Here is a 14,191-nt window from a genome sequence, read left to right on the forward strand (position 1 = left end):
GTTTAATAAGATACCTTGTAATAGAGAGTATAATTGAGGGTATAATAGAAGGCGTAATAAACGGTATAAGGAAATTACGTGATAAGTGGAAAAATTGGCGTGAAAGACGTTATTGGCGGTAGTGTAGCTGAGAAGTGTGCGAAACAAAAACGTTATACAGAAGTTTAATGAAATGATAGAAATCGACCCGCATTTACAATCTGTACTCGTTCCAATTGGTGATGGAATGACGATTTCTAAAGTGAAGAAATAATTATTATCTTACAAAAGTGTAATGTTCATGTCATGTTTTTGAATTTCTTCTTTAAGCTCCGGGCTTTAAGATAAGAATATAAGAAAAAATATATGAGGTGAAGGAAATGAAAAGATACATTGCACTATTTAGTATTTTAGTTGTATTTGCAAGTTTGTTAGTTGGTTGTGATATTAACCGTATGGGGAAAGATGAGTATTACGTTCAAATTACAGTAGACGGAAAAGAGTATAATGGTAAGTCTGATGACGGAGAGCCATACAAACATTTTGAGTATAAATTAAAAGGGTTTGATAAAGATGGAAAAGAAAAAGAATTAGAATTTAATGCTCAAAAAAATCTTCGTAAAGATGCATTCTTACGTGTATACTATTCAGATAAAAAAGGTGTAACAGCTTGGGAAGAAGTAAAGAAAGACGAGCTTCCTGCGAAAGTGAAAGAAAAATTAGGTGCAAAATAAGAAAGAAAAAAGGAATTGACGAACAGGGTCAATTCCTTTTTTTGTTTTCAAATTCTTCTTCTGAAATGACTGTAAATCCGTGTCTTTTAAATAAAGCAGTTGTCACTCCGAAACCAGTTTGCTTATTGCCGTTAAATTCTCCAGTGTAAATCGTAGAACTACCACAAGATGGGCTGTGTTCTTTTAAAATAATATATTCTGGGTGTAAATTTTTAATTTGTTCTAATGCTTTATAAGCACCATTTACGAAAGCTTCTGTGACATCTTCACCATCTTTTGTCATCACTTTCGCTTTTCCGTCCAAAACGTCGTCGCCATTCCCGCCAATAATTTCAGCTGAGGGGCGAGGTGTTGGTAGTCCCCCTAATACTTCAGGACAAATGAGGACTGTATCTTCTTGTTGCAGCAAATCCCCTATTTTTGAAACGAGATTGTCATTTCCATCATACCGACAAGCAATACCACCTAAACAAGCGCTAATTACAATCATATTTTCATCTCCACTAAAAAAATATTAAATAGCACGCCAAATTCCCTTCCTGCCTCTTACTTATAAATGAGGTGATAAAAATGGGAAGCTTATATAACTTAATGAAACCATATAGTGAATTTCGAAGTAAAGAAGAGTTTAATACATATCAAAAACAAGTTTTGAAACATTATCGATTTCAATTAAATAAAACGGATGCTACCATTATTCATTTTTTAGGAAAGTATGCAGTGAATGAGAAACAGAAAACAGTGGGGGTTGCTTGTCCATTAATGGAGACGATTGCTACAAATGTTGGAAAGAGTATTCGTACAGTACGCCGCTCCATTGCAAAGTTAGAGGAACTAGGAATTATAAAGCGTGTTGCGACAAAAGAAAGACATAGGCGCGGCGGATATAGTGCGAACTTATATGTATTTCTTATATCTGCAATTGACCGCATGGATGACCGTATGAAAATGTCCGCATGTGAAAGTGAGGATCGTGCATCTGGCTGTAGTAAAAATGTGCAAAAAAATGAGGGTGAAACAATTCTTTCTAAAAACATTCCACAAATAAAAGAGAATAGAAAAGAAACGTACGAGCTTGATGAGACGTATTGCCGTCACGATATACCAAAGCCTTTTATATACGCACTTCTGCCGATGACGAGTAATCCGAAGAAGATTAATATATTTTGGAGTAAGGTGGAACTTGCATATAAAAAGAGTGGATTACTAGAGCAAGGTGTTTTACTGGAGCAAATATTAGCTGATGAAGAAGTGTATGGGAATTTCATTTGGCGCGTGAAAAGTGTTGTAAGAGCATATAAATATAGGGAAATTCGTAAAGACATTGGGGCACTTTTATACAGTACAGTGCGAGATTTATTTTTAGAGGTTGGATTAGAATGGGGAGCAGCATTAAGGAGAAGTAAGGGAATATCACTATTTGATCCATTCAAAAAAGAGCCATGTGTATAATACATGACTCTAATTAGCTAATCGAACTTCCTTACAACTGGAACACGAATCGCTACAAATAGTACGAAGACAATAACAGCTATTGCACCACTTTTCATAACGGTTACGATTGGAATTCCTATTGCAAGTGCAATGGATGTGAATGCATAAGAGAGCGGGATAAAGCCCATTGATGATAGCATAAGTAAACTCATTACGCGTCCCATCATTTCTTCTTTTACTGTCGATTGAATCATTGCCATAAGCGGAACGATAGCCATTGCAATTGTAATACCGTAAAACATGCCGGCTAATAGTGCTTGCCAAAGTACGGTACTAAAGTTGATGGCTAAGAAGAATATACCAGACAATAGCATCATGATAATACAAAATAGACCGCGTCTACGATTAATATTTCTTAAACCGACAATGACCGCACCGATTGCCATTCCGCCGCCGACAGACGCTTCTAAGTAACTAAACTGGAGCGAATCACCATGCAGCACGTTTTTAACAAAAAGCGGGAAACCAACTTGCATCGGGCCGATTAAAAATAAGTTTAAAAAAGCGCTACAAATAAGGAAAGTTGAAAGGAATGGCGATTCCTTTACATATAAGATTCCTTCTTTAATGGAAGTGAACATACCTTTATCTGTATCTTTTAGTTCTGGCATCGTAAATTGTATTTTTTGAACGAGTATGGCTGCGACAATCAGTAATAAAATTGTAATAGAAAATATTGTCTCGTAGTTTGTAAATTTGATCAGAATTCCGCCAAGTACAGGGCCTAAGATGACCGATGCTTGGTTCGTCATTTGTGTAAGTGAATTCGCTTGTGTTAACCGGCTTTTTTCTACCAATTCAGGTAAGATAGATCCATCTGCTGACCAGAAAAAAGCATCAGCAAGTCCAAAGAATAAAGCGAATAAAGCAAATGTATATAGTGTTACATCACCAACGATAAACCATGTGAGAATGGTTGCGACAAGAATCGCTCGAATAATATTGGAGTAAAACATAATATTTTTTTTCGGGAATTTATCAGCTACAGCGCCGCCGATAATCATAAAAATAAGCCTTGGAACACTAAGAGCTACGAAAACAACACCGAGTGAAGCTTCAAGGTTTAATGTTTTTGCTATGTACCACGTTTGTGAAAAAGTAAAAAAGGCTAAAGCAAAGCTTGAAAAAAGAGTAGCTGCCCAAAGAAAAAGGAAATTCGTATTTTTTAATAACGGTTTTCCGCTTCCTTCTAAAGCAGTTTTATTTTGTTGTAGTTCCTCCATATTGCTTCCTTTCTATGTGACAAATTTAAACTAAAAAACCAGTAAACGCCCGATTGGTGAGGGCTAATACTTAATGGGAGATGCCCCCACTGATTATAGTTTCACTTTATACAGTTTCTAATATTTCTATACTGCACTTTCTCATTGTAGACAATAATAATGAATTTGCCCAGTAGCTATTTAACGACAAAAAAAGATGCCGAATGGGCATCTTTTTTTAGGCTAACGCAATATAAATATCCAATTGTGCATGATTTGGGTCTAATGCTCTTTCGTCGTAAAGCTCGAAGTCTGTTGTGAAGGCACGTTTATTTTCTTTCGACCATTGCCAAATATATTCCCAAGCTTCGCAAACGACTTCAGCAACTGGTCCCTTTCTCGTTGTAAATACCGCATATGTAGCAGCAGGTATTGTTAAAGTTGTCATATTTTCAGGAACGTCTTCTAATGAAGAAACGGGCGTACCGATTGTGAATGTATATGTACCAGTTTCATCTGATTCGTAGTTTGAGTAGAAAGCAAATGTTGCTTTCGTTTTTTGGTTTGGGATGTGATGCATCATTTGTTCTTGGAAGTAGCGGTTCCAAAGCTCGGGGATTTTTCCTTTAGTAGATGCCTCTCTTTCGTTAGTCGTCGTAACTGAAACGCCGATTGCTTGGAAAGCTTCTTTTTTCATTATAATGGGCTCGTTAATCATGAAAATTCCTCCTTTAAAATAAGAACATTCGTTCTTGGTTTTAATATAACATATTTTTATATGTGAAGTTTTTTTAAAATTTTAATTATAAATAAAAAATAAGTAAAAAATGGTAAAATTTCTATTTCGTGTACAAATAGATTTGGGAGTATGTTAAGATTTTTATGTATCCTTTAACTGTTATATAAACCTATACAATAGGGCATTTTTTACTATGTTAAAAAATGGTGAAGGTTTGTATAAGTGTCCGATATATATATGCTATTTTTGATAAATTAAAATAGTAATATTCTATGAGATTTATATTGTTGACATTGGGATTTCAACGATACATTTTCGTAGGTCGGATTGTTGCGAGTGGATATATATTGCTATGTATACGGCTACGAAATTAAGTAGACGGATAGCAAGCATATAGAAAGGAGAAAGGTAGAAAATATGAAACAAGTATTGAAGTGTTTTAATGTCGTAACAATGATCACACTTCTCCTATCCATCATATTGCCTTCACCCAGTGCTTTTGCAGAGATAAATAAAAAAAGCTGGGATGAGTTACAAGGAAATGATGTGAAAATTAAGGCAGAGCAAGTAAATGCCGAAATATATAGGGGGGAAGTAGCTAAGAGGGAGCACGTATTTCAATATACGATTGAAAATACGGGAGATACACCAATTCAAGAATTGGTACTTAAACAAAATAATGAAAATGAAATTACGTTCCTTTCGCAATCTATGAAAGTAAACGGAGAGAAGTTACCTGAAAATAAAGTAGCGGATTTCTATGTAGAAGAAAAAGATAAGGGAGGAAAGCTTCTTTCTTCTAATCTTAAAATTCGAGATTTAAAATCAAACGAAAAAATGACAGTGTTAATAAAAGCTAATCGCACGCAGCATTTTAATAAAGAATACAAACAAAAGATTAGTGTGCAAAAAGATCAAGTACAAATAGGGAATATGTCTGTAGATGTTGAAGGGATTCCCTCTGAAGAAAAGGTAGAAGCTAATGCTGATGATGAGGCTGACAGTAGTAAGAAAGAAGTAGGTCCATCAGCTGATAGTACAACTAAAAAAGTTGATGAAAAGCTAAAAGTATCTGTAGAAGATAAAAATAAATCTACATCAAAAACAGAAATGCCAAAACAACCAGTAGCTGAAGATGAGAAGCAGCCAGAAAAAGAGACAGAAAAGCAGAATGGTACAGAAGTACAAGCTGCATCAGAAAATGCTTCGAAGGTTCAAATCCAAACAGGAGATAAACAAGGATTTGGAGACCCGCTGTATTCTACAATTGCTCCTGGTAATTTAGTACAGACTGGTAATGTGACCCTTGGTTTGACAACTGATCATTATGGCAGACAAAGTATGGGTTATAAAACGAATAAAATGACTGTGGACGTTGATAACGATGAAAGTACTTTTAATTCGTCAACAGGTGCATTTCCTAACATTCCTGCTGGAAGTAAAGTGAAAAAGGCTTACTTATTCTGGACAGCAGCAATGGGGTTACCAGGAAATATTGCTGATAGAAAGGTTACTGAGGATCAAGTAAGGCAACCAGTCAAAATGAAGATGGGAAATAAAGAATATGCAGAGGTAAGTGCTGATAGCATACGAAAAGCAGATTATCTACCTTATATTTCTAATTACTCAGGTAGTGGTGCTGGTTATGTTGCGTATGCAGATGTAACAAATGTAATTGCACAGCAAGGTATTTCTCAAACGTTGACAGTTGCAAATGTGCCACAAATTAAAGATGTAACAGGTGGCGGCTATTACTGGGGTAACTGGAACCTTATATTAGTTTATGAAAACTATAAAGAAACAGTAAAAGATATGAAAATTTGGGAAGGGTTAGTTTCTCAAAAAAGTACAGCTTGGACGGATATTAGTGTTAATAAAATAAACACACCAAAAGAAGGTGCTTTTAAAGCAAAATTTAGTTATTTTTCATCGCAAGGTGATCCAGCTGATAATGATGGATATGCCTATGATTATGGAGAATATGATTTTGGGTTAGGGTATCAAAAGTTTAAAAATATTAAAGGTAAAGATAATGATGTTAATGACTCATCTATGACAGAAGTACAAGTAGATGGCACTAACGAGTTTGTTACAAAAAAATATCCAGGATATAAACCGGATTGGACAAATTCATTCAGTACTGACATTCATACGTATCATCTTGAAGGACCGACTCAAGTAAAGAATGATTTGAAAGAAGGAAAAATGCGTTTTAGAGCATATGGTGGTACTGGTGATATTTACGTATTAAACAACGCCACATTTGTTACAGAACATAATGCTCCAAACTTACAAGTAGATAAAAAGGCATTAGATAGTACCGGTAAAGAAGTTAAGGAAATTAAAGCCGGTGAAGAGTTTACGTATCAAATTGAAGTGAAAAATAATACGAAAAATAATCAAGCGCCGGTATCGAATGTAAAAGGTTTTGATAAATTAGATGATCGTTTAGAGTATGTTCCGGGATCTATACAATATATTTCTGGAAGTAATAAAGGAAATAAAACAGATGATGCAAGCGATGATGAAGCGGAGTTTGTAAATAATCAAATTGATTTCCGTGTTGGTGAAGGTGCTAATGCTAAAGACGGCGGTGTTTTAAAGCCGGGTGAAAGTGCTGTTATTACATTCAAAGTAAAAGTGAAAGCTTCTGTACAATCAGATACAACAGTAAAAAATATCGTTGTTGTAAAGGGACAAGATAGTAGCGAGGTAAATTATGAAACTGCAGATGATGCAGATATTACGGTTACGACTCCAAAAGAGATCCCTGGAGAAATAGAAGCTAAAAAAATAGCATCTAATAAAACACCGAAGCTAGGTGATGAGGTAGAGTATCGTATTACATTTAAAAATAAGACAAAAGATGGACGTCTAGATGTATTGACCATTGAAGATGAATTACCAAGCAATCTTGAATACGTGAAAGATAGTTTGAAAGCAGAAGGTGCAAAACCAGAGCCAGTAGAGCTGAAGTTTGAAAATGGAAAAGTAATTGCAAAGTATCCAGAAATTATGGATATGGAAGAAAGAAGTATCGTCTTTAAAACAAAAGTAAAAGAAACTGCAAAAATTGGTGAAGAAATTGTTAATAAAGCAACCGTTAGTGATAAAACAAATCCACCAAAGAATCTAGAAGAGAAGATTACACCACAGCATAAGGCCGGTAAAATTGCTGCAAAGAAAAAAGCAACAAATAAGAAGCCAAAGCTAGGAGAAGAATTTGAATATCAAATTAGCTTCCAAAATACGGTGGAAAACGGAAAACTAGATGCAGTTACAATAGAAGATGAAATTCCAGCTAACTTAGAATTTGTTCAAGGCAGTGAGAGAGCTGAAGGTGCTGAACCAAATCCAGTAGAGTTAAAAGTAGAAAATGGTAAGGTAATCGCAAAATATCCAGAGATTACGGATACAAAAGAGCGAAGCATTGCCTTTAAAGTGAAAGTAAAAGAAGAGGCAAAAGTCGGAGAAACGATTGTTAATAAAGCGGTTGTGAGTGAGCCGAATGGACAAACTGAGCATCCAGAAGAAAAGATTACGCCGGATTATAAATACGGTAAAGTGGATGTTGAAAAAAGCGTAACGAATCAAACACCAAAACTAGGAGAAGAAGTGGAATACCGAATTACATTTTATAATACGGTAGAAAACGGAAAACTAGAAAAGGTGCTAGTAGAAGATACACTACCTAAAGGTGTTGAATACGTGAAAGATAGTTTGAAAGCTGAAGGTATAAAACCAGAGCCAGTAGAACTAAAAGTGGAAGACGGCAAAGTAATGGCAAAGTATCCAGAAATTACGGATACAGAAAAAAGAAGTATTGTTTTTAAAGTGAAAGTAAAAGATTCGGCAAAAGTAGGGGAGGCAATCGTAAATAAAGCAATTGCAAAAGATCCGAAAAATGAGCCTGTTGAATCAAAGGTTGTTATTACACCGCAAAGTAAAAAAGGTGAAATTGCTGCTACAAAGGTAGTTAATAATAAGAAGCCAAAGTTAGGCGAAGAAATCGAGTACCGCATTAGTTTTCATAATACGGTTGAGAACGGAAAACTTGAAGAGGTGCGAGTGGAAGATACAATTCCAAAAGGTCTTGAATATGTAGAAAATAGCATCAAGGCCGAAGGAGAAGCACCTGGACCAGTAGAATTAGCTGTTGAAAATGGGATAGTCAAAGCTAAGTATATCGATATTATGGATATGAAAGAAAGAAGTATCGTCTTTAAAGTAAAGGTGAAGGAAGAAGCAAAAGTAGATAAAGAGATTGTCAATAAAGCAATTGTTGATGATACGAAAAATCCACCGATTGAGCCGGAGGAAAGAATTACTCCGCAACATAAGGATGGAATAATTGATTCGAAGAAGACAGTAGATAATCCATCACCAAAACTAGGAGAAGAAGTAGAATACCGAATTAGCTTTAAGAACACGGTAGAAAACGGAAAACTAGAAAAGGTAATAATAGAGGATACAATTCCTAACGGTTTAGAGTATGTAAAAGGCAGTGAAAAGGCTGAAGGTGATAAACCAGCTCCATTAAAGTTAAGTGTGAAAGATGGAAAAGTCACTGCTGAATACGAAAATATTACGGATATGAAAGAAAGAAGTATTGTCTTTAAGGTAAAGGTGAAGGAAGAAGCGGAAGTAGGTAAGGAAATCATCAATAAGGCAATTGTGGATGATATGAAACATCCGAAAGAACCAGAAGCAAAAATCACACCATTACACAAAGATGGAAAAATTAAAGCGAAGAAAAGCGTAAATAATGAAACACCGAAGTTAGGAGAAGAAGTAGAATACCGAATTAGTATGAAAAACACGGTTAAGTACGGAAAGCTAACAGACGTGATAATAGAGGATACTTTACCAGAAGGTTTAGAGTATGTAGAAAATAGTTTGAAAGCAGAAGGTGTCGGAAAAGATTCAGTAGAGCTGAAATTTGAAAACGGTAAGGTAATGGCAAAATATCCAGAAATTATGGATACAGAAGAAAGAAGTATCGTTTTTAAAGTGAAAGTAAAAGAAGGAGTAACAGTCGGTAAAAAAATCATTAATAAAGCAACTATTGATGATTCGCAAAATAAGCCAGTTAATCCGACTGCGGAAATTATTCCTCAGTATAAAGATGGAAAACTTGAAGCGAAAAAGATGGTAAATAATGAAACGCCGAAGTTAGGAGAAGAAGTGGAATACCGAATCAGCTTTAAAAATACGGTAGAACATGGAAAGCTAACAGAGGTAAAGATAGAAGATGATTTACCAAATGGATTAGAGTATGTGAAAGATAGTGTAAAAGCAGAAGGTTCTAAGCCAGATCCAGTGGAATTGAAATTTGAAAACGGTAAGGTAATGGCAAAGTATCCTGAGATTACAGATACAAAAGAGAGAAGTATTACCTTTAAAGTGAAAGTAAAAGGTAAAGTGAGCGATTCAATTGTTAATGAAGCGATTGTGAGCGATACGAAACATCCGCCAGAAACACCGACAGCAGAAATTATTCCGCAACATAAAGACGGAAAAGTGAAAGCGAAGAAGACGGTAAATAATGAAACGCCGAAGTTAGGAGAAGAAGTAGAATACCGAATTAGTATGAAAAACACGGTAGAAGACGGAAAACTAGCAGAGGTGAAAATAGAAGATACTTTACCAGAAGGTTTAGAGTACGTAGAAAACAGTGTGAAAGCAGAAGGTTCTAAGCCGGATCCAGTAGAATTGAAATTTGAAAATGGTAAGGTAATGGCGAAGTATCCAGAGATTACGGATACAGAAGAAAGAAGTATCACTTTTAAAGTGAAAGTAAAAGATGAAGTGAAAGTCGGTAAAAAAATCGTCAATAAAGCAATTATTGATGATACGAAAAATGAGCCAGAAACACCGACGGCAGAAATTACTCCACAGCATAAAGACGGAAAAGTAGAAGCGAAGAAAACGGTAAATAATGAAACGCCGAAGTTAGGAGAAGAAGTGGAATACCGAATCAGTTTTAAAAACACGGTAGAAAACGGAAAGCTAGCAGAGGTAACAATAAAAGATGATTTACCAAATGGATTAGAGTATGTGAAAGATAGTTTACGAGCAGAAGGTTCTAAGCCAGATCCGGTAGAACTGAAAGTGAAAGATGGAAAAGTAATCGCAAAATATCCAGAAATTATGGATACAGAAGAAAGAAGTATCGTCTTTAAAGCGAAAGTAAAAGAAGCATTTAAGGTTGGTGAAGGCATTGTCAATAAAGTAGTTGTTGATGATATAAAAGATCCAACAACTTCAGAAGTAACAATTACGCCAGAATATAAAGACGGTAAGCTTAAAGCGGAGAAATTTGTAAACAATAAAAAACCGAAATTAGGAGAAGAAGTAGAATACCGAATTAGTTTTAAAAACACGGTAGAAAACGGAAAACTAGTAGAGGTTACAGTAGAAGATGAAATTCCAGCTGGATTAGAGTATGTAGAGAACAGTTTACAAGCAGAAGGATCTAAGCCTAGTCCAGTAGAATTGAAATTTGAAAACGGTAAGGTAATGGCAAAGTATCTAGAAATTACAGATACAAAAGAAAGAAGTATTATCTTTAAAGTGAAAGTAAAAGAAGAGGTAGAAATAGGTAAGGAGATTGTTAATAAAGCAATCGTAGTAGATACAAAAAATAAGCCAGAAGAGCCTCATGTGGAAATTACTCCGCAATATAAAGATGGTAAAATTGTTGCACAGAAAGTGGCAAATAACCATAAACCGAAACTAGGAGAAGAAGTAGAATATCGAATTAGTTTTAAAAATACGATAGAAAACGGGAAACTAGCAGAGGTAAATATAAAGGATGCATTACCAAATGGTTTAGAGTATGTAGAAGGTAGCATCACAGTAGAAGGTTCTAAACCGAAACCAGTAGAGCTACAGGTGAAAAATAATAAAGTAATGGCAAAGTATCCAGAAATTACAGATACAGAGGAAAGAAGTATTGTCTTTAAAGCGAAGGTAAAAGAAAGCGCAAAAGTGGGAGAAGAAATCGTAAATGAGGCAATTGTAGATGATACAAAGAATGTGCCAGAAGAGCCTTATGTACCGATTACACCACAATATAAAGATGGGAAAATTGAGGCAAGAAAAGAAGTAAGTAATCATGAACCGAAGTTAGGTGAGGAAATCGAATATCGAATTATTTTTAATAATACGGTGAAAGATGGAAAACTAGCCGAGGTAAAAATAGAAGATAAAATTCCAGCTGGATTAGAGTTTGTAGAAGGAAGCGAAAAGGCTGAAGGTGAAGAGCCAAAACCAGTGGAGTTGAAAGTAGAAAATGGTAAGGTAATGGCAAAGTATTCAGAGATTATGGATACGAAAGAAAGAAGTATCGTCTTTAAAGTGAAGGTGAAAGATTCAGTTGCAATAGGTAAAGACATCACAAATAAAGCGATTATCCATGTTGATGATCCGAACCATCCAGTAATTGATCCGACAGCAAAAATTACACCGCAATATAAAGACGGTAAAATTGCTGCTCATAAAAAGGTGAATAATCATAAACCGAAGCTAGGGGAAGAAATCGAATACCGAATTTCATTTAATAATACGGTGAAAGATGGAAAACTGGCAGAGGTGAAAATTGAGGATGAAATTCCGTCTGGTTTAGAGTATGTGAAAGATAGTCTAAAAGCAGAAGGTGATAAGCCAGCACCAGTAGAGTTGAAAGAAGAAGCTGGTAAGGTTAGTGCGAAGTATGAAAATATCACTGATATGAAAGAAAGAAGCATTATCTTTAAAGTGAAGGTGAAAGATTCTGTTGAAGTGGACAAAGCAATTGTAAATAAAGCAATTGTTGATGATACAAAAAATCCACCAGAGCGACCAGAAGTAGAAATTACCCCGCAGCATAAAGACGGTAAAGTTAAAGCTGATAAAAAGGTAAATAAAAAAGATCCAAAGCTAGGAGAAGAAGTAGAGTACCGAATTAGTTTTAAAAATACGGTAGAAAACGGAAAACTAGCAGAAGTGAAAATTGAGGATCAACTACCAAATGGATTAGAGTATGTAAAGGACAGTTTAAAAGCAGAAGGTAATGAACCAAATCCAGTAGAGCTAAAAGAAGAAGCAGGAAAAATTACAGCGAAGTATGAAAATATCACTGATACAGCTGAGCGTAGTATTAGCTTTAAGGTAAAAGTAACGGAAGCAGTAAAAGTCGGTAAGAAAATCGTGAATACGGCAATTGTGGATGATGATAATCCGAAGAATCCGCCGCAAAAACCAGAAGCGATTATTACGCCGGAGTATAAGGACGGAAAACTAAAAGCTGAGAAAACAGTAAATAATCCAGCTCCAAAATTAGGAGAAGAAGTAGAGTATCGAATTACTTTCCGTAACGTAGTAGAGCATGGAAAAGTAGCGAAGGTAAAGATTAAGGATGAATTACCAACGGGCTTAGAGTTTGTAGAAGGTAGTGAAAGAGCCGAGGGAGAGAATCCGAAACCGTTGTATGTGAAAGTGAAAAACGGAATCGTCCTTGCGGAATATCCAGAAATTACGGATACGAAAGAAAGAAGTATCGTCTTTAAAGTGAAAGTGAAAGAAAAAGCTAAAGTAGGCGAAGAGATTGTGAACAAGGCGATTGTGGAAGATACAATAAATCCACCAGAGCAACCGAATGTCGCTATACAGCCTCAATATAAAGATGGTGCATTACAAGCAGAAAAAACAGTAAGTAATCATGAACCAAAGTTAGGAGAAGAAGTAGAATATCGAATTAGCTTTGAAAATACGGTAGAGAACGGAAAACTAACTGAGGTAAAGGTAGAAGATGAAATTCCAGCCGGTTTAGAATACGTACAAGATAGTATAAAGTCTGATGGGCCGGAACCATATCCGGTGGAACTTAAAGTAGAGAATGGAAAAGTAACAGTAAAGTATCCAGAAATTACGGATACGAAAAAAAGAAGTATCATCTTTAAAGTGAGAGTACAAGAGACGGTACAAGTAGGAAAAGAGATTGTAAACAAGGCGATTGTTGATGATAATAATCCGACGACTCCGCCAGTTGAGTCACTTATACCAATCACACCGCAATATAAAGATGGGAAACTAGAGGCAAGAAAAGAAGTAAGTAATCATGAACCGAAGCTAGGGGAAGAAATCGAATATCGAATTATTTTTAACGGTACAGTAGCTGGCGGGAAGTTAGTTGATGTGAAAATTGAAGATGAAATTCCAGCCGGTTTAGAATATGTGAAAGATAGTTTGGAGGCTGTAGGTGATAAACCTGCACCAATAGAGCTTAAAGTAGAGAATGGAAAAGTAACAGCGAAGTATCCAGAAATTACGGATACGAAAGAAAGAAGTATCATCTTTAAAGTGAAGGTAAAAGAAACAGTAAAAGTTGGAGGGGAAATAACAAATAAAGCGATTATTCATGTGGATGATCCGAACCATCCAGTTATAGAACCGACAGCGACAATAAAGCCAGAATATAAAGATGGTAAGTTAACAGCTGCGAAGACAGTAAGTAATAAAGAGCCGAAGCTAGGAGAAGAAGTAGAATACCGAATTAGCTTTAAAAATACGGTAGAAAACGGTAAAGTAGCCGAGGTAAAGGTAGAAGATGAAATTCCAGCCGGTTTAGAATACGTGCAAGATAGTCTTAGATTTGAAGGTGCTGAGCCAAATCCAGTAGAGTTAAAAGTGGAGTTTGGAAAAGTAATCGCGAAATATCTAGACATTGAGGATATGAAAGAACGTAGTATTATTTTTAAAGCGAAGGTAAAAGAAGCACCAAGTAAAGGGATAACAAATAGAGCGGTAGTGGATGATGGAATAAATCCGCCACTTGAGCCTACAGTTACAATTTTACCGAAAACAAAAGAAGATTTTAAGATACCGGAAGAACCAGAGGTGAAACCGGAAGACCCGAAAGAACCGAAGGAACCAGAAGTGAAGCCGGAAGATCCGAAAGAGCCGAAGGAACCAGAAGTGAAACCAGAAGATCCGAAAGAACCGAAGGAGCCAGAAGTGAAACCAGAGGATCCGAAAGAACCGAAGGAGCCAGAAGTGAAACC

6 protein-coding genes and 1 pseudogene are annotated in these 14,191 nt (G+C 35.8%); 4 read left to right on the forward strand and 3 right to left on the reverse strand.

The features are described from left to right. The first annotated feature begins 78 nt into the window (after nt 1–78). Nucleotides 79–253: pseudogene (locus tag ACS2QP_RS12155) on the forward strand (methyltransferase). Nucleotides 254–359: 106 nt separating this feature from the next. Further along, the gene (locus ACS2QP_RS12160; RefSeq protein WP_153582778.1) at nt 360–713 is read left to right on the forward strand and encodes a YxeA family protein; all 354 of its coding nucleotides are present in this window, start codon (nt 360–362) and stop codon (nt 711–713) included. Nucleotides 714–741: 28 nt separating this feature from the next. Here the strand turns inward: ACS2QP_RS12160 and ACS2QP_RS12165 are convergent, their stop codons facing one another. Then, nucleotides 742–1,203 carry a DUF523 domain-containing protein gene (locus tag ACS2QP_RS12165; RefSeq protein WP_438882457.1) on the reverse strand — a complete coding sequence of 154 codons (462 nt, stop codon included), beginning with the start codon at nt 1,201–1,203 and terminating at the stop codon, nt 742–744. 80 nt (nt 1,204–1,283) lie between these two features. Between ACS2QP_RS12165 and ACS2QP_RS12170 the strand changes: the two genes are divergently transcribed. Beyond that, complete coding sequence (locus tag ACS2QP_RS12170; protein WP_438882458.1) at nt 1,284–2,165, forward strand: helix-turn-helix domain-containing protein; 882 nt, start codon at nt 1,284–1,286, stop codon at nt 2,163–2,165. A 17-nt stretch (nt 2,166–2,182) separates the two neighbouring features. On the opposite strand, the gene ACS2QP_RS12175 is transcribed toward ACS2QP_RS12170, so the two are convergent. Next, nucleotides 2,183–3,430, reverse strand: coding sequence for an MFS transporter (locus ACS2QP_RS12175; RefSeq protein WP_438882459.1), 1,248 nt, complete (start codon nt 3,428–3,430; stop codon nt 2,183–2,185). A 217-nt stretch (nt 3,431–3,647) separates the two neighbouring features. Beyond that, nucleotides 3,648–4,127 carry a GyrI-like domain-containing protein gene (locus tag ACS2QP_RS12180; RefSeq protein ID WP_000606648.1) on the reverse strand — a complete coding sequence of 160 codons (480 nt, stop codon included), beginning with the start codon at nt 4,125–4,127 and terminating at the stop codon, nt 3,648–3,650. A gap of 438 nt (nt 4,128–4,565) precedes the next feature. On the opposite strand from ACS2QP_RS12180, the gene ACS2QP_RS12185 reads away from it, so the two are divergent. Beyond that, nucleotides 4,566–14,191: isopeptide-forming domain-containing fimbrial protein (locus ACS2QP_RS12185; RefSeq protein WP_438882460.1), on the forward strand; the 9,626-nt coding region annotated here is incomplete at its 3' end.

Origin of the sequence: Bacillus cereus group sp. Bce019 (assembly GCF_051781745.1) — a bacterium.
In the GTDB taxonomy this organism is placed as follows: domain Bacteria; phylum Bacillota; class Bacilli; order Bacillales; family Bacillaceae_G; genus Bacillus_A; species Bacillus_A cereus.

Coding starts and splice junctions, on each gene's coding strand:
- ACS2QP_RS12160 (WP_153582778.1), top strand. CDS start 360: ATGAAAAGATACATTGCACTATTTAGTATTTTAGTTGTATTTGCAAGT.
- ACS2QP_RS12165 (WP_438882457.1), bottom strand. CDS start 1,203: ATGATTGTAATTAGCGCTTGTTTAGGTGGTATTGCTTGTCGGTATGAT.
- ACS2QP_RS12170 (WP_438882458.1), top strand. CDS start 1,284: ATGGGAAGCTTATATAACTTAATGAAACCATATAGTGAATTTCGAAGT.
- ACS2QP_RS12175 (WP_438882459.1), bottom strand. CDS start 3,430: ATGGAGGAACTACAACAAAATAAAACTGCTTTAGAAGGAAGCGGAAAA.
- ACS2QP_RS12180 (WP_000606648.1), bottom strand. CDS start 4,127: ATGATTAACGAGCCCATTATAATGAAAAAAGAAGCTTTCCAAGCAATC.